Source organism: Amycolatopsis sp. NPDC051102, from assembly GCF_040682815.1.
In the GTDB taxonomy this organism is placed as follows: domain Bacteria; phylum Actinomycetota; class Actinomycetes; order Mycobacteriales; family Pseudonocardiaceae; genus Amycolatopsis.
This window is the reverse complement of record NZ_JBFBBT010000011.1, coordinates 1-15,960: the sequence shown is the minus strand read 5'-3', so window position 1 is coordinate 15,960 and position 15,960 is coordinate 1. Positions and strand designations below refer to the sequence as shown.

At 71.1% G+C, this 15,960-nt stretch carries 14 protein-coding genes and 1 tRNA gene; 4 read left to right on the top strand and 11 right to left on the bottom strand.

All coding sequences use genetic code 11. From position 1 onward, the window contains the following. Positions 1-14 precede the first annotated feature (14 nt). The 8 genes from prfA to argS form a co-directional block, all read right to left on the bottom strand. Positions 15-1,085: a peptide chain release factor 1 gene (prfA, locus tag AB0M93_RS27890; RefSeq protein WP_364278078.1), complete on the bottom strand. Its 1,071-nt coding sequence runs from the start codon at positions 1,083-1,085 to the stop codon at positions 15-17. Positions 1,086-1,161: 76 nt separating this feature from the next. Beyond that, the gene (rpmE, locus tag AB0M93_RS27885; RefSeq protein ID WP_364278076.1) at positions 1,162-1,389 is read right to left on the bottom strand and encodes a 50S ribosomal protein L31; all 228 of its coding nucleotides are present in this window, start codon (positions 1,387-1,389) and stop codon (positions 1,162-1,164) included. Between the two features lie 184 nt (positions 1,390-1,573). Then, the gene (rho, locus tag AB0M93_RS27880; RefSeq protein ID WP_364278073.1) at positions 1,574-3,598 is read right to left on the bottom strand and encodes a transcription termination factor Rho; all 2,025 of its coding nucleotides are present in this window, start codon (positions 3,596-3,598) and stop codon (positions 1,574-1,576) included. Positions 3,599-4,008: 410 nt separating this feature from the next. Further along, positions 4,009-4,896 carry a homoserine kinase gene (gene thrB, locus AB0M93_RS27875; protein WP_364278070.1) on the bottom strand — a complete coding sequence of 296 codons (888 nt, stop codon included), beginning with the start codon at positions 4,894-4,896 and terminating at the stop codon, positions 4,009-4,011. Further along, positions 4,893-5,954, bottom strand: coding sequence for a threonine synthase (gene thrC / locus AB0M93_RS27870; RefSeq protein ID WP_364278067.1), 1,062 nt, complete (start codon positions 5,952-5,954; stop codon positions 4,893-4,895). The genes thrB and thrC overlap by 4 nt, the downstream gene beginning before the upstream one ends. Further along, positions 5,951-7,261, bottom strand: coding sequence for a homoserine dehydrogenase (locus AB0M93_RS27865; protein WP_364278064.1), 1,311 nt, complete (start codon positions 7,259-7,261; stop codon positions 5,951-5,953). The genes thrC and AB0M93_RS27865 overlap by 4 nt, the downstream gene beginning before the upstream one ends. 6 nt (positions 7,262-7,267) lie before the next feature. After that, positions 7,268-8,698, bottom strand: coding sequence for a diaminopimelate decarboxylase (lysA, locus tag AB0M93_RS27860; RefSeq protein WP_364278061.1), 1,431 nt, complete (start codon positions 8,696-8,698; stop codon positions 7,268-7,270). 3 nt (positions 8,699-8,701) lie between these two features. Further along, positions 8,702-10,357 (bottom strand): arginine--tRNA ligase, encoded by a 1,656-nt coding sequence (argS, locus tag AB0M93_RS27855; protein WP_364278058.1) that lies wholly within the window; start codon positions 10,355-10,357, stop codon positions 8,702-8,704. A gap of 218 nt (positions 10,358-10,575) precedes the next feature. Between argS and AB0M93_RS27850 the strand changes: the two genes are divergently transcribed. Continuing rightward, entirely contained in the window at positions 10,576-11,445 is an 870-nt protein-coding gene (locus AB0M93_RS27850; RefSeq protein WP_364278055.1) for a DUF3105 domain-containing protein, read from the top strand. Then, a complete protein-coding gene (locus tag AB0M93_RS27845) occupies positions 11,442-12,137 on the top strand; it encodes a DUF305 domain-containing protein (RefSeq protein ID WP_364278052.1) in 696 nt (231 codons plus the stop codon). Before AB0M93_RS27850 ends, AB0M93_RS27845 begins: the two co-directional genes overlap by 4 nt. 22 nt (positions 12,138-12,159) lie before the next feature. On the opposite strand, the gene AB0M93_RS27840 is transcribed toward AB0M93_RS27845, so the two are convergent. Both AB0M93_RS27840 and AB0M93_RS27835 read right to left on the bottom strand, forming a co-directional pair. Then, on the bottom strand, positions 12,160-13,080 hold the full coding sequence (locus AB0M93_RS27840) for a cation diffusion facilitator family transporter (protein ID WP_364278049.1): 921 nt from the start codon (positions 13,078-13,080) through the stop codon (positions 12,160-12,162). A 153-nt stretch (positions 13,081-13,233) separates the two neighbouring features. Continuing rightward, positions 13,234-13,653, bottom strand: a complete 420-nt coding sequence (locus AB0M93_RS27835) for a MarR family transcriptional regulator (RefSeq protein ID WP_364278046.1) — start codon at positions 13,651-13,653, stop codon at positions 13,234-13,236. Between the two features lie 100 nt (positions 13,654-13,753). Between AB0M93_RS27835 and AB0M93_RS27830 the strand changes: the two genes are divergently transcribed. Then, positions 13,754-14,590: an SDR family NAD(P)-dependent oxidoreductase gene (locus AB0M93_RS27830; RefSeq protein ID WP_364278043.1), complete on the top strand. Its 837-nt coding sequence runs from the start codon at positions 13,754-13,756 to the stop codon at positions 14,588-14,590. Here AB0M93_RS27830 and AB0M93_RS27825 read toward each other — a convergent pair. After that, positions 14,587-15,687, bottom strand: a complete 1,101-nt coding sequence (locus tag AB0M93_RS27825) for an epoxide hydrolase family protein (protein ID WP_364278040.1) — start codon at positions 15,685-15,687, stop codon at positions 14,587-14,589. The two genes, AB0M93_RS27830 and AB0M93_RS27825, sit on opposite strands and share 4 nt — an antisense overlap. 150 nt (positions 15,688-15,837) lie before the next feature. On the opposite strand from AB0M93_RS27825, the gene AB0M93_RS27820 reads away from it, so the two are divergent. Next, positions 15,838-15,910 (top strand) — tRNA-Arg (locus tag AB0M93_RS27820). Positions 15,911-15,960: the final 50 nt, after the last annotated feature.

The window sequence follows — 15,960 nt, the reverse complement described above, 5'->3', positions numbered from 1 at the left end:
CGTCCCGGTCCGGCTCAGCCGGACTGGGACGCCAGGCGCTCTTCCCGGTCCGCCGTCGCCAGGGCGTCCAGGACGCCGTCGAGGTCGCCGTCCAGGACCTGGTCCAGGTTGTACGCCTTGTAGTTCACCCGGTGGTCCGAGATGCGGTTCTCCGGGAAGTTGTACGTCCGGACGCGCTCCGAGCGGTCCACCGTGCGGACCTGCGAACGGCGGGCGTCGGACGCCTTGGCCGCCGCCTCCTCCTCCGCGATCGCCTGCAGCCGGGCCTGCAGCACCTGCAGGGCCCGCGCGCGGTTCTGGATCTGGGACTTCTCGTTCTGGCAAGACACGACGATACCGGTCGGCAGGTGAGTGATCCGGACCGCCGAGTCGGTCGTGTTGACGCTCTGGCCGCCCGGGCCCGACGAGCGGAACACGTCGATGCGCAGGTCGTTCGGGTCGATCTCGACCTCGACCTCCTCCGGCTCCGGGTAGATGAGCACCCCCGACGCCGACGTGTGGATGCGGCCCTGCGACTCGGTCGCCGGCACGCGCTGGACGCGGTGCACGCCGCCCTCGAACTTCAGCCGGGACCAGACGCCGTCGACGACCGCCGACTTCGTCTTGATCGAGAGCGTCACGTCCTTGAAGCCGCCCAGGTCGGAGTCGACCGAGTCGAGCACCTCCGCCTTCCAGCCGTGGCGCTCGGCGTAGCGCAGGTACATCCGCAGCAGGTCGCCGGCGAACAGCGCCGACTCCTCGCCGCCCTCGCCGGACTTGATCTCCATCACGACGTCGGAGCCGTCGTACGGGTCGCGCGGCAGCAGCAGCTCGGTGAGCTTCGACTCCAGCTCCGGGATCTTCGCGCTCAGCTCCTCGGCCTCCGCGGCGAACTCCGCGTCCTCGGCGGCCATCTCCTTGGCGGCCGAGAGGTCGTCACGGGCGGCGTCCAGCTCGCGGACGGCCCGCACCACCGGCGTCAGCTCGGCGTAGCGGCGGCCGAGCTTGCGGGCGCGCGCCTGGTCGGCGTGCACCGCCGGGTCCGCCAGCTGGGTTTCCAGCTCCGCGTGCTCGGCGAGCAGCCCCTTGAGCGAGCTCGAATCCACCTCTGCCACCTCTCAGCCCGGGAAAGACACGAAACGGCGCCCACCCGGAAGTACCGGATGGGCGCCGTGGAAAAAGCTACTTGGCGTCGGCCTTCTTCTGGCGCTTGCCGTAGCGAGCCTCGAAGCGCGCGACCCGGCCACCGGTGTCCATGATCTTCTGCTTGCCCGTGTAGAACGGGTGGCAGTTCGAGCAGATCTCGACGTGGATGTTGCCGCTGGTCTTCGTGCTGTGCGTGGTGAAGCTGTTCCCGCAGTCGCAGTTCACTTCGGTGACCACGTACTCGGGGTGAATGCCGCTCTTCATGGTGTCCTCTCTCGTTGGCTCCGGGTCCCCAGTCGTTCCCACGGGGTGAACCGGCGCCGGACTTCAGCGGGTGATTCTGCCAGACGCGCTGACGTGTACTGGAACGTACCCCGCTGACCAGCTATTCCCGACGCGGAAGGGGCCTCCCCGGGTGCCCGGGAAGGCCCCTTCCGCAGACCGGGACTCAGTCGTCTTCGCCGCCGCCGAGGGCGGTCTTCGAGACCTGCATCAGGAACTCGACGTTGGTCTTGGTCTTCCGCAGCCGCGAGATCAGCAGGTCGATGGCCTGCTGCGAGTCGAGCGCGTGCAGCACCCGGCTCAGCTTCACCGTGACCGCGAGCTCGTCCGGCGAGAGCAGCAGCTCGTCCTTGCGCGTACCGGACGGGTTGACGTCGACCGCCGGGAACACGCGGCGCTCGGCGATCTTCCGGTCCAGCTTGAGCTCGGCGTTGCCGGTGCCCTTGAACTCCTCGAAGATGACCGTGTCCATCGTCGAGCCGGTCTCGACCATCGCCGTGGCGAAGATGGTCAGCGAGCCGCCGTTTTCGATGTTGCGGGCCGCACCCAGGAATCGCTTCGGCGGGTACAGCGCGGTCGAGTCGACACCACCGGACAGGATCCGGCCGGACGCCGGGGCCGCCAGGTTGTAGGCACGGCCGAGGCGGGTGATCGAGTCGAGCAGCACGACGACGTCGTGCCCCATCTCGACCAGGCGCTTGGCCCGCTCGATCGACAGCTCCGCGACCGACGTGTGGTCGGACGGCGGCCGGTCGAAGGTCGAGGCGATGACCTCGCCCTTCACCGAGCGCTGCATGTCGGTGACCTCTTCCGGACGCTCGTCGACCAGGACGACCATCAGGTGGCACTCGGGGTTGTTCGTGGAGATCGCGTTCGCGATGTCCTGCATGATCGTGGTCTTACCGGCCTTCGGCGGCGACACGATCAGGGCGCGCTGCCCCTTGCCGACCGGCATGATCAGGTCGATCACGCGGGTGGTGAGCTTGTGCGACTCGGTCTCGAGGCGCAGCCGCTCGTTCGGGTACAGCGGGGTCAGCTTGGTGAAGTCGGGACGCCGCTTGGCCTCGTCCGGCTCCAGGCCGTTGATCGAGTCGACGCGCACCAGCGGGTTGAACTTCTGCCGCTGCTGCTCGCCGTCGCGCGGCTGGCGCACGACACCGGTGATGGCGTCACCGCGGCGCAGGCCGTACTTGCGGACCAGCGACAGCGAGACGTACACGTCGTTCGGGCCGGCGAGGTAGCCGGAGGTGCGCACGAACGCGTAGTTGTCGAGCACGTCCAGGATGCCCGCGACGGGCAGCAGGACGTCGTCCTCGCGGATCTCGGTGTCCGGCGAACCGGCGTCGCGCTGGCCGCCGCCACTGCCCCGGCGGCGACGGTCGCGGAAGCGACGGCCGCGACGGCCGCCTTCCTCGTCGTCGTCCGGCTGCTGGTTGCGGTTGTCCTGGCCGCCGCGGCTGCCGTCCTGCTGCTGGCTGCCGCGCTGGCGGTCGCCGCGGTTGCCGTCCTGGCGGGCGTCGCCACGGTCGCCACGGTTGTCGCCACGGTCGCCACGGTTGTCACTGCGGTCGCCACGGTTGCCGCCCTGGCGCTGCTGGTCGCGGTTGCCGCCGCCCTGGCGCTCGCCCTGCTGGCGGTCGCCCTGCTGACGGTCACCGCCGCCCTGGCCCTGGCCCTGCTGGCGGTCGCCGCCCTGCTGGCCGTCGGGCGCCCCGGCGGCGCGGTTGGCACCGCGGCGACGCCGGCTGCGGCCGCCCTCCTCGGGCTGGCCGTCCTGGCCCTGGGGGCCGTCCTGCCTGTCCTGCTGCGGGCGCTCGGCCGCCGGCGGGGTGTCCGACGGCGCGGAGGCGGGCGCCTCGGCCTTCGGCTCCGGCCTGGTCTCGGCCGCGGGGGCTTCGGCCTTCGCCTCGGCCTTGGCGGCCTTCGGCGGCTCGCCGACGCCCTCGAGCGGCAGCGTCTCGGCCGCCGCACGCGGCTTGCGGGACTTGCCCTGGCGCTCGCGGATCGCGGCGATCAGATCGCCCTTGCGCATGCCCGTCGTCTCGCCGACGCCGAGCTCCCCAGCCAGCGAACGCAGTTCGGCGACGGTCTTGCCGGTCAGCCCGCCGACCGTCCGCTTGGGAGCGGGGGCGGTGCCGTTCGAACCGGCCGTGTCGCTACCCACGTCGCTCAAAAGATCGGTGTTGCTCACACATGTCCTTCCTGACCGATCCACGCCTCCAGGCGGATCAGCGGACTGCCGCTCGCTTCTGATCGCGAACCGGCGTATCTGCCCCCCGATACGGGAGATGAGCTCTTCGGCCGTGCGAAACACAGCGGGAGCGCCTCCACCACAGGGGTTTGCGTCCTCCATTCGGAGGACACGGAATTCGGCACCGCCGAGACCGGAAACCCGCCTGCGTCCCTCCGCGTTACCCCGCGTGCCAGGCGGTGCGGATTCGGCGGATCGACGAAGGATGCGATCCGGGAGACTCCCCGGGACCGGCATCGGGTGCGGAAACGCACGGTGATCGAACGCCCCCGAGGGTAGACCGCAGCGGTGCCGGGTGCAACAACCACCCCCCGCGTGGCGGGCGTGGCGGCAGGCACGTGACCCAGCCTTTACTGAGCCGCAACCTGCACACCCGTGAGATCCACGGGCAGCTCGAAGACGTCGAACCCGTCAACGCCGGCCGACGGCGGGAGTATTCCCGTGGTGGTCAGGGCGAGCACCGTCGGACCGGCACCGGAGACGGCGGCGGCCACGCCGTGTGCACGGAGCGTCGCCACCAGCTCCGTGCTCGCCGGGTACGCCGGGGCGCGGTAGTGCTGGTGCAGCCGGTCTTCGGTGGCCGGGAGCAGGAGCTCCGGCTTCGCCGTCAGCGCGTGGACGGCGAGCGCGGCCCGGCCGGCGCTGTGCGCGGCGTCCGCGTGCGGCACGGTCGCCGGGAGCAGGCCGCGCGTGGTCGCGGTGGCCGAACGCACCGACGGCACCGCCACGACCGGCTGGATCGACGCGTGCGGCGTGAGCCGTTCGGCGTGGAACCCCTCGCCGTCGCACCAGGCCAGGACCAGGCCGCCGAGTAGGCTGGCGGCGGCGTTGTCGGCGTGGCCTTCGAAGCCGCCCGCGAGCTGCAGCGCGTCGAACGCGTCGATTTCCCGGCCCGCCAGCGCGTACCCGGCGGCCACGCCGGACACCACCGCGGCCGCGGACGAGCCGAGGCCGCGCGCGTGCGGGATCGCGTTGAAGCAGCGCAGGTGCAGGCCGGGAAGCTCGACGCCGAGGTGCTCGCAGGTCGCGCGGATCGCCCGCACGACCAGGTGGGTCTCGTCGGTGGGGACGTCCTCGACCCCGCCCGCGCCGGCGTCGATGACCTCGACCTTCAGCCCGGTGTCGGTGACCCGCACCTCGACGACGTCGTAGAGGCTCAGCGCCAGCCCGAAGGCGTCGAAGCCGGGCCCGAGGTTCGCCGTCGACGCCGGGACGGTGACGCGGAAGCCGGTACTCACCGCAGGTCCAGCGCCGCCGCGACGGCCGAGGGGTCCACGGCGAGGGGTTCGACCTCGACGTTGCCCGCCAGGGCCGTCTGCGGGTCCTTCAGGCCGTGGCCGGTGACCGTGCACACGACGCGGGAGCCCTTCGGGAGCCGCCCGTCGGCGGCCGTCGCGAGCAGGCCCGCCACGCTGGTCGCCGAGGCCGGCTCGACGAAGACGCCCTCGCGCGCGGCCAGCAGCCGGTACGCCTCGAGGATCTTCTCGTCGGTGACCGCGTCGAACAGGCCGCCGGACTCGTCCTTCGCCTTCACCGCGGCGGTCCACGACGCCGGGCTGCCGATCCGGATCGCCGTCGCGATGGTGTCCGGGTCGCGCACCGGCTCGCCCAGCACGAGCGGCGCCGCGCCGGCCGCCTGGAAGCCGAACATCCGCGGCGTGTTCTTCACCACACTGTCGTTCGCGTACTCCGAATACCCCGCCCAGTAGGCGGTGATGTTGCCGGCGTTGCCGACCGGCAGGCAGTGGATGTCCGGCGCCTCGCCGAGGACGTCGCAGATCTCGAAGGCGGCGGTCTTCTGGCCGGCGATGCGGACCGGGTTGACCGAGTTGACCAGGGTGACCGGGTAGTCGGCCGCGGTCTTGCGGGCCAGTTCGAGGCAGTCGTCGAAGTTGCCGTCGACCTGCAGGATCCGCGCGCCGTGCAGGACGGCCTGGGCGAGCTTGCCCATGGCGATCTTGCCTTGGGGCACCAGCACGGCACAGGTGAGGCCGGCGCGGGCGGCGTAGGCGGCGGCCGAGGCGGAGGTGTTGCCGGTCGACGCGCAGATCACCGCCTTGAGGCCGCTGGCGAGCGCGTGCGTGATGGCCACGGTCATCCCGCGGTCCTTGAACGAGCCGGTCGGGTTGGCGCCCTCGACCTTGAGGTACACCTCGCAGCCGGTCAGCTCGGACAGGTGGTGGGCGGGCAGCAGCGGCGTGTTGCCCTCCCCCAGCGTGACGACCCGCGCCCCGTCCGGGACCGGGACGCGGTCCCGGTACGCCTCGATGAGTCCGGGCCACGGGTGCCTGATCACTGGTCTTCGCCTTCCACGCGCATGACGCTGACAACTTCGTGCACCACGTCCAGCCGGCCGACCTGGTCCACAGTGGACTGCAGGGCCGCGTCGGGTGCCTGGTGCGTCACCACGACCAGGCTCGCGCGGTCGCCGACGTCGCTCTGGCGCACCGCCGCGATGCTGACGCCGTGGTCGGCGAACGCCTGCGCCACCTGAGCGAGCACACCGGCGCGGTCGGCGACCGACAGGCTCACGTGGTACCGCGTCGGGGTCTGGCCCATCGGCCGCACCGGCAGGGCCGCGTGCGCGGATTCGCGCGGGCCGCGGCCGCCCACGACCTGGTTGCGGGCCACCGCGACGAGGTCGCCGAGCACCGCGCTCGCGGTCGGCGCGCCGCCCGCGCCCTGGCCGTAGAACATCAGCTCGCCCGCGGCGTCGGCCTCGACGTAGACGGCGTTGAAGGCGCCGCCGACGCCGGCCAGCTGGTGGCTGCGCGGGATCATCACCGGGTGCACCCGGGCGGAGACGGACTCGACGCCGTCGTCGTCGGTCACCCGCTCGCAGATGGCCAGCAGCTTCACCGTGCGGCCGAGCATCCGGGCCGCGGCCAGGTCGGCGGCGGTGACGTCGGCGATGCCCTCGCGGTGCACGTCCGACGCCGTCACACGGGTGTGGAAGGCGAGCGAAGCGAGGATCGCGGCCTTCGACGCGGCGTCGTAGCCGTCGACGTCGGCGGTCGGGTCGGCCTCGGCGTACCCGAGCCGGCTGGCCTCGTCGAGCGTCTCGGCGTAGCCGGCACCGGTGGAGTCCATCGCCGAGAGGATGTAGTTCGTGGTGCCGTTGACGATGCCCATCACGCGCGTGATGCGGTCGCCGGCCAGTGACTCCCGCAGCGGGCGCAGCAGCGGGATGGCACCGGCCACCGCGGCTTCGAAGTAGAGGTCCGCGCCCGCGGCGTCGGCTGCCTCGAAGAGGTCGGCGGAGTGCTCGGCCAGCAGCGCCTTGTTCGCCGTGACGACGGACTTCCCGGCCTTCAGCGCGGCGAGCAGCCAGCCGCGCACGGGCTCGATGCCGCCGACCAGCTCGACGACGACGTCGACGTCGTCGCTGGTCACGAGCTTTTCGGCGTCGGCGGTCAGCAGCTCCGGCGGCAGCTCGGGGTGCTTGTCCGGGCGGCGGACGGCGATGCCGGCCAGCTCGACCGGCGTGCCCGCCCGCGCGGCCAGCTCGCCCGCCTGCTCGGTGAGCAGCCGGGCGACCTCGCCGCCGACGGTCCCGCAGCCCAGCAGCGCGACCCTGATCGGATGGCCTTCTGCAGCAGACACAGTGACTCAGACCTCCAGGCGCAGCATGTCGTCGGTCGTCTCCCGCCGCAGCAGCAGCCGCGAGCTGCCGTTGCGCACGGCGACCACGGCCGGGCGGGGCATCCGGTTGTACGTGCTCGCCATCGAGTAGCAGTACGCGCCGGTCGCCGCGACCGCCAGCAGGTCGCCGGGAGCCAGCGTGTCGGGCAGCCAGCAGTCTCGTACGACGATGTCGCCGGACTCACAGTGTTTTCCCACGACCCGGGACAGCACCGCCGGGACGGGCTGATCGTTGTCGCCCGCGGAGCGGGAAACCAGCCGGACGTCGTAGACCGCGTCGTAGAGGGCGGTGCGGATGTTGTCGCTCATCCCGCCGTCGACGCTGACGTACCGCCGGGAGGACTCGTCGCCGAGCGAGACGTCCTTGATGGTGCCGACCTCGTACAGCGTGATCGTGCCCGGACCGGCGATCGCGCGGCCCGGCTCGCCCGCGATCCGCGGCACCGGCAGGCCCGCGTACGCGCACTCCTTGCGGACGATCTCGCGGATCTGCGTGATCATCTGCGCGGGCGGCGGCGGGTTGTCCTTCTCGGTGTAGGCGATGCCGAAGCCGCCGCCGAGGTCGACCAGGCTCAGCTGGTCGAGCAGCTCGGGGCCGTGCTCCTTGGCCAGGTCGCCGAGCAGCCCGACCACGCGGCGGGCGGCGACCTCGAAGCCGTCGGCGTCGAAGATCTGCGAACCGATGTGGCTGTGCAGGCCGACGAGCTTCAGCGAACGCGCGTTCAGCACCCGGCGGACCGCTTCGGCGGCGTCGCCGCTCGCCAGGGAGAACCCGAACTTCTGGTCCTCGTGCGCGGTCGCGATGAACTCGTGGGTGTGCGCCTCGACGCCGACCGTGACGCGGATCAGCACCGGCTGCACGACGTCGTGGCGGGCGGCGATGTCGGCCAGCCGGGCGATCTCGAAGTAGGAGTCGAGCACGACCGTGCCGACGCCGGCGGCGACCGCGGCTTCCAGCTCCGCGGGCGACTTGTTGTTGCCGTGGAAGGTGATCCGCTCGGCCGGGAAGTCCGCGCGCTGCGCCACGGCGAGCTCGCCGCCGCTGCAGACGTCCAGGCTCAGCCCCTGCTCGGCCACCCAGCGGGCGACCTCGATGGACAGGAACGCCTTGGACGCGTAGTGCACGAGCGACGGGTCGTCGAACGCCTCGGCGTAGTCGGCGCAGCGGGACTTGAAGTCGGCTTCGTCGACGACGAACAGCGGGGTGCCGTGCTTTTCGGCCAGCTCTCGGACGTCGACGCCGGCGATCCGGACGACGCCGTCGGCGGCACGGAAGGTGTTGCGCGGCCACACCTTCGCGGGCAGCTTGTCGAGCTGTTCGACCCCGGACGGCTGGAGCCCGGAGGTGTCGGCGTGGGGGTAGACGTCGGCGTGCCTGGGGCCCGCGGGGTGCGCCATTTCTTACATCCGTTCCGGAGCGGAGACACCGAGGAGGGTGAGGCCGTTCGCCAGCACCTGGCGGGCGGCTTCGCACAGCGCGAGCCGGGCGTACGTCAGAGGGGTCGCCTCTTCGTCGCCCATGGGCAGCACGCGGCCCACGGTGTAGAACTTGTGGTAGGCGCCCGCGAGTTCTTCGAGGTAGCGCGCGATCCGGTGCGGCTCCCGCATTTCGGCGGCGCGGCGCACGGTTTCCGGGAACTCGCCGATGGTGCGGATCAGGTCGCCCTCGGCGGGCAGCGTCAGCAGTCCGAAATCGACGTCCGAAGTGGACTTGATACCGAGGTCGGCCGCGTTGCGCTGCAGGGACGCCAGCCGCGCGTGGGCGTACTGGACGTAGTAGACGGGGTTGTCGTTGGAGTGCTTGCGCAGCAGGTCCAGGTCGACGTCCAAAGTGGAGTCGACGGAGTAGCGGATCAGCTCGTAGCGGGCCGGGTCGACGCCGACGGCCTCGACGAGGTCCTCCATGGTGATCACGGTGCCCGCGCGCTTGGACATCCGGACCGGCTTGCCGTCGCTGACGAGGTTGACCATCTGGCCGATCAGCACCTCGACCGTGGCCGGGTCGTCGCCGAACGCGGCCGCCGCGGCCTTGAGCCGGGCGATGTAGCCGTGGTGGTCCGCGCCGAGCATGTAGATGCACAGGTCGAAGCCGCGGTTGCGCTTGTCCTTGAAGTAGGCCAGGTCACCGGCGATGTAGGCCGGGTTGCCGTCCTGCTTGATGACGACGCGGTCCTTGTCGTCGCCGTACTCAGACGACTTGAGCCACCAGGCGCCCTCGTTGAAGTACAGGTTCCCGGAGTCCTTCAGCTGCTGGACGGCGGCGTCGACCGCACCCGACTCGTGCAGCGAGTTCTCGTGGAAGTAGACGTCGAAGTCGGTGCCGAACTCGTGCAGGCTGGACTTGATCTCGGAGAACATCAGCTCGATGCCGATCCGGCGGAACGTCTCGTGGCGCTCGGCTTCCGGCAGCGACAGCGCGCTCGGCTCCTGCTTGAGGACGTTGGCGGCGATGTCGTTGATGTAACCGCCCGCGTAGCCGTCCTCCGGCGCGGGCTCGCCCTTCGCCGCGGCGACCAGCGACCGGACGAACCGGTCGATCTGGGCACCGGCGTCGTTGAAGTAGTACTCACGGGTGACGTCCCCGCCCTGCGCGGCGAGCACGCGGCCCAGCGCGTCGCCGACCGCGGCCCAGCGAGTGCCGCCGAGGTGGATCGGGCCGGTCGGGTTCGCCGAGACGAACTCGAGGTTGATCCGGGTGCCGGCCAGCGCGTCGCCGCGGCCGTACGCGGCGCCGGCGTCGAGCACCTGGCGCACGATGTCGCCCTGCGCGGCGGCGGCGAGCCGGAAGTTGAGGAAGCCGGGGCCGGCGACCTCGGCCGAGGCGACACCGTCGTCCGCCGACACCGCTTCGGCGAGCGCCTCGGCGAATTCGCGCGGCTTGAGGCCGGCCTTCTTGGCCACCTGCAGCGCCAGGTTCGTCGCGTAGTCGCCGTGATCGGGGTTGCGCGGGCGTTCGATGGTCACCTGCTCCGGCAGCACGGCGTCGTCGATGCCGCGTGCGGCGAGCACCTGCACGGCGGAGCTGCGGACCAGGTCGGCGAGAGCGGCGGGAGTCACTTGCCGAATTCTAGGTGTGCCCTGGTGGGGCCCTTGCATCGGTCTCGAAGACGTCACGACACCTCCGCTTTGGGGGTCCGGGTGGCGGAGCCCCCGGCCCGAGGCGAAGCCTCGGCTGTTACTGCTACGTGAGGTGTTAACGGTGATCAGACGGCCGGCCCCTAGACTGGCCCGGGCGGGAATCCGTCCGCAGCCACCAGAGGGAGAACGCGGGAGCCATGGCGAACGGGACAACTCGGAAAAAGGGGTCGGCGGTGAAGGCGGCCCGCGGTTCCGTCGTGAGCAAGAAGGGCACGCCCTGGGGGACGATCGTCGCCGTCGTCGCCGTCGTGGCGCTGGCCGCCTCGGTGATCATCTACTACATGGTGCAGTCGGCGCCGAAGCGGGAGCAGGCCGACCGCGAGGCCGCGGCCGCGTCGTTCGCGCCGACGGCGTCGGACCCCGACCCCTCGAAGCGCATCCCCGGCGTGGTGACCGCGACCTACACCGGCAGCGTCCACGTCCTGCCGACCGAGCGCGTCGCCTACGACAAGACCCCGCCGTTCGGCGGCCCGCACGACGGCTACTGGGCGGCGTGCACCGGCGTCGTCTACCCGAACGCGGTGCGGACCGAGAACATGGTGCACGCCCTCGAGCACGGCGCCGTGTGGATCGCCTACAACCCGCAGCAGGTCACCGGCGACGCGCTGAACCAGCTCAGCGTCCGCGTCAAGGGCAAGCCGTTCACGATGATGTCGCCCTACCCGGGCCTCGACAAGCCGATCTCGCTGCAGTCGTGGGGCCACCAGCTGAAGGTGGACGACGTCAACGACGCGCGGATCGACGAGTTCATCGCGGCCCTGCGCACCAACCCGAACGGGGTCTACCCCGAGGTCGGCGCGTCGTGTGACGCCCTCGGCCCCGGCCAGTTCGACCCGGACAACCCGCCGCCGTTCAACCCGTCGAAGCCCGGTCCCGACGCCAAGCCGATGGACTACAAGGGCACCGCGGGCGCCCAGCAGGAACAGGGCGGCATGAACCAGCCTTCGCAGGGTGCTCCCGCGCCGTCCACCGGTGCCTCCGCGCCCTCGGCGACGCCGACCAAGTGACCACGGAAGAGCCCGCCGAGCAGCCGACCTGGTCGCGCTGGGTGATCATCGGCGGGACCCTGCTCGCGGTCCTGCTGATCGGCGCGACGGCGGGGATGTTCCTGACCCGCGCCATCGACGACGCCCCGGCTGCCACCCCGGCAGCCGGGTCCGTCGAGGTCGGCTTCGCGCAGGACATGTCGACGCACCACCTCCAGGCCGTCACGATGGCCGGCTGGGCCCGCGACCACTCGACCGACCCGGAGATCCGCCAGCTCGCGTTCGACATCGAGCGGACGCAGCTGGAGCAGGTCGGGCGGATGAAGGGCTGGCTCATGCTGTGGGACCAGCCCGAGCAGGCGATCGGCGCGCCGATGCAGTGGATGACCGAGCCGATGTCCGGCCATGACGGGATGTCGATGGCCCCGGTCTCGGTCAATCCCTCCGGCAGCGCGCTGATGCCGGGCATGGCGACCGACGCGGAGCTGGCCAAGCTGCGTTCGCTGTCGGGCAAGCAGCTCGACGTCTTCTTCCTTCAGCTGATGCTCCGCCACCACCAGGGCGGCACGGCGATGGCCCAGTACGCGGCGTCGCATTCGAGCCTGCCGGCGTTGAAGGCACTGGTGAACAGCATCATGACTTCGCAGGGCGCGGAGATGGACCAGATGAAGCTGATGCTCTCGACCCGGGGCGCCCAGCCGCTGCCGGCCTAGCCGCTCGCGCGGCTGTTCCGCGTCACCAGGACAGTTCCTGGCAGCGGCGTGCGCACTGCGGCGCTTCGACCTGCAGCGTCGCGTGCTCGATCGCGTACCGCGAGGACAGCAGGTTCTGCGCCTCCGTCAGCACGTCCGACTGCTTCGCCGGCGGCGCCAGGGTCAGGTGCGCCGAAGCCACCTCCATGCCCGACGTCAGCGTCCAGACGTGCAGGTCGTGTACGTCCGCGACGCCGGGGAGCGCGGACAGTTCCGCGTTGATCGCGCCGACGTCGACGCCCTGCGGCGCGTGCTGGAAGAGGATGCGCAGCGCCCGGCGGGCCAGCATCCACGTGCGGGGCAGCACGAACAGGCCGATCGCGACACCGATGATCGGGTCGGCGTAGCGCCAGCCCGTCAGCAGCGTCACCGCGCCGCTGACCAGCACGCCGACCGAGCCGATGAGGTCGGCCAGCACCTCGAGGTACGCGCCGCGGACGTTGAGGCTCTCCTTCGCCCCGGAACGCAGCACCGCGAACGACACGATGTTGGCCACCAGGCCCGCCGCCGCGGCCAGCAGCACCGGGAGACCGGGGACCGCCGGCGGGTCGCTGATCCGGCCGATCGCTTCGACGAGGACGTACCCCGCGACGCCGAACAACAGGATCGCGTTGCCGAGTGCGGCCAGCACTTCCGCGCGATAGAGGCCGAAGGTGCGGCTGACTGTGGGACCGGAGCGGCGCGCGAGGACGATCGCGGTCAGCGCCATGCCGACACCGAGGACGTCGGTGAACATGTGCGCCGCGTCGGAGATCAGGGCCAGCGAGCCGGTCGTGAAGCCGACGACGAACTCGAGCACCATGAAGCCGGCGCCGACGCCGAGGGCGATGGCCAGGCTCCGCACGTACCGGCCCGACGCACTCGCCGGCTCGATCGCGTGCCCGTGGCCGTGTCCGTGCCCCATGCCGCCTCCGTTCCCGGTTCACCGTCCGGCCAAACATATAGTCGAATGCGCATATGTGCAACAGAGGACAGCCTAAGTTGACCCACCCGAAAGTTACCGCGACCCGACGAATCCGCCCAATCCACCAGGAGGGTTTCCCGTCAGCTGGACTCGTCACGCATCGGCGTCGACCATCCGCCGCAGCAGCTCCCGCAATCGGACACGGTCCTCGGGAGCCAGCGCGGCCAGCGGTTCCGCGGCGAAGCCGAGCGAGCGCCGGAAGTTCCGGGCCAGCACCGCGCCCGCCGGCGTGGCGACGATGTTCTTGATGCGGCGGTCGCGCTCGTCCGGACGCCGCTCCACCAGTCCGCGCGCTTCGAGGCGGTCGATGATCCCGGTCACGTTCGACCGCTCGGACTTCAGCTGCTCCGCGATGCGGTGCATCGGCAGCGGCTGCCCGAGCGCGGCGAGCACCTTGGCCTGCACCGTCGTCAGCCCCTGCGACGCCGCCGCGGTCTCGTACGACTCCGTGAACCGGTCGACGATCCGCGCGAGCAGGGCGACGACGTCGTCGGTGATCGGGTCAGCGCTCATCTACCGATGATAGAGGAATAGTTGACCGCATGAACCATCCATGCCTATAGTGATTTTAGTTCACTCCATTAACCATCATCTACATGAAGCAGGTACTCCGATGAGCAACGACCGCGTCGCCCTGATCACCGGCACGTCCACCGGGATCGGCCTCGCCACCGCGGTACTGGCGGCCCGGCGTGGCTTCCGCACTGTCGCCACCCTGCGCGACACCGGCCGCGCCGACCGCCTGCGCCAGGCCGCCGCCGACGCCGGCGTCGAACTGGACGTACGCCCGCTCGACGTCACCGACGCCCAGTCCGTCAGCGCGGCGTTCGAGGGCGTCCTCGCCGACTACGGCCGCCTCGACGTTCTGGTCAACAACGCCGGCGCGGGCCACGTCGGCACGATCGAGCAGGAGCCGCTCTCGGCCATCCGCGACACCATGGAGGTCAACTTCTTCGGCGTCGCCGCGGCGACCAAGGCCGCGCTGCCGGCGCTGCGCGCGAGCGGCGGCCGCCTGATCACCGTGACCAGCGTCGGCGGCGTCGTCGGCCAGCCCTTCAACGAGGCGTACTGCGCGGCGAAGTTCGCCGTCGAAGGCCTGATGGAGTCGCTGGCGCCGGTCGCCGCGGCGCAGGGCGTGACGGTGTGCGTCGTCGAGCCGGGCGCGGTCGCGACGGAGTTCGTCAACAACGTCGGCGTCGACGAGCGGCTCTTCGCCGAAGCAGGCCCGTACGCCGGTTCGCTGCACAAGTACATCGCCAACGTCACGAAGTCGTTCCAGAGCGCCCAGACCGCCGACGAGGTCGCCGAGGTGATCCTGGGCGCGATGACCGCGGACGCGCCCGCGTTCCGGATCCAGACGTCGAAGTGGGCCGAGGAGTTCGCGGCGGTCAAGTTCGCCGACCTGGACGGCTCGGCCGTCCAGCAGCTGACCGGCGGCTGGCTCGCCTAACGCACGAGCCGGAAGAACCCCCGAACCTGTCCGACGAACGACTCGGGCTGTTCGAGCGCGGCGAAGTGCCCGCCGGCGGGCAGCTCCTCGAACCAGCGCAGGTCGGTGTAGCGCTGTTCGGCCTGCCGCCGCGACGGCCGGACGATCTCCCGCGGGAACACCGAAATCCCGGCGGGAACATCCACTGTGGACAGATCGCGGTCGTTGTTCTCCCAGTACATCCGCGCGGACGAGGCCGCCGTCGCAGTGAACCAGTAGACGGAGATCATGTCCAGGATGCGCCGGCGGTCGACGGCGTCCTCCGGGCGGCCCTTGTGGTCGGTCCAGGCCCAGAACTTCTCGGCGATCCACGCGGCCTGACCGGCCGGCGAATCGGTGAGGCCGTAGCCGAGCGTCTGCGGCCGGGTCCCCTGCTGGGCGGAGTAGCCACTGCCGGTCCGCCGGAACTCCTCGAGATCGGCGAGGGCCCGACGCTCTTCGGGCGTCGGATCGGCGATGTCCATCCGCACGGGCGCGAAGTTGACGTGCACCCCGGCCACCCGCCCGAACCGCGCGAGCGCGTTGGTGACGGCGGCGCCCCAGTCGCCACCCTGGGCGCCGTAGCGGTCGTAGCCGAGCGACGTCATCAGCCCGTCCCACAGCGCGGCCACCCGCCCGATCTTCACGGCGGGCTTGTCGCTCCACCCGAACCCGGGCAGCGACGGCACCACGACGTGGAAGGCGTCGGCGGGATCGCCACCGTGGCGCTCGGGGTCGGTGAGCGGCCCGATCACGTCGAGGAACTCGAGCACGGACCCGGGCCACCCATGGGTGAGCACGAGCGGCAGCGCACCGGGCACCGGCGACCGGACGTGCAGGAAGTGCAGCCCCACCCCGTCCACGGTGGCCCGGAACTGCGGGAACGCGTTGAGCCGCCGGGCGAACCCGAAGTCGTACTCTTCACCCCAGTCGCGACAGAGCTCACGCACGTAGGCGAGCGGAACGCCCTGCGACCAGTCATCGACGGTCTCGGCCTCGGGCCACCGGGTACGCCGCAACCGCTCCCGCAGATCGGCGACATCGCCTTCGTCGAGCGATACCTGGAACGGCTCGGCCATGTCGGCTCCTTCAGGTGGGCCTCCCACGCTAGCGACGCTTGCCTGAACCGATCAACTTCATGGCCGTGACCAGCGCAATCGCGCGTGGGACCACCTGCGGCACGGGGGTCGCGGGGCATGCGCTAAGCTTTCGGAGTCGCCCAGCGATGGGCCCTCGTAGCTCAGGGGATAGAGCACTGCCCTCCGGAGGCAGGTGTCGCAGGTTCGAATCCTGCCGAGGGCACCCTTACGGGAGCGGGAGAAACCGCTCCTCACCAGCGTTTTCGTGCTCGA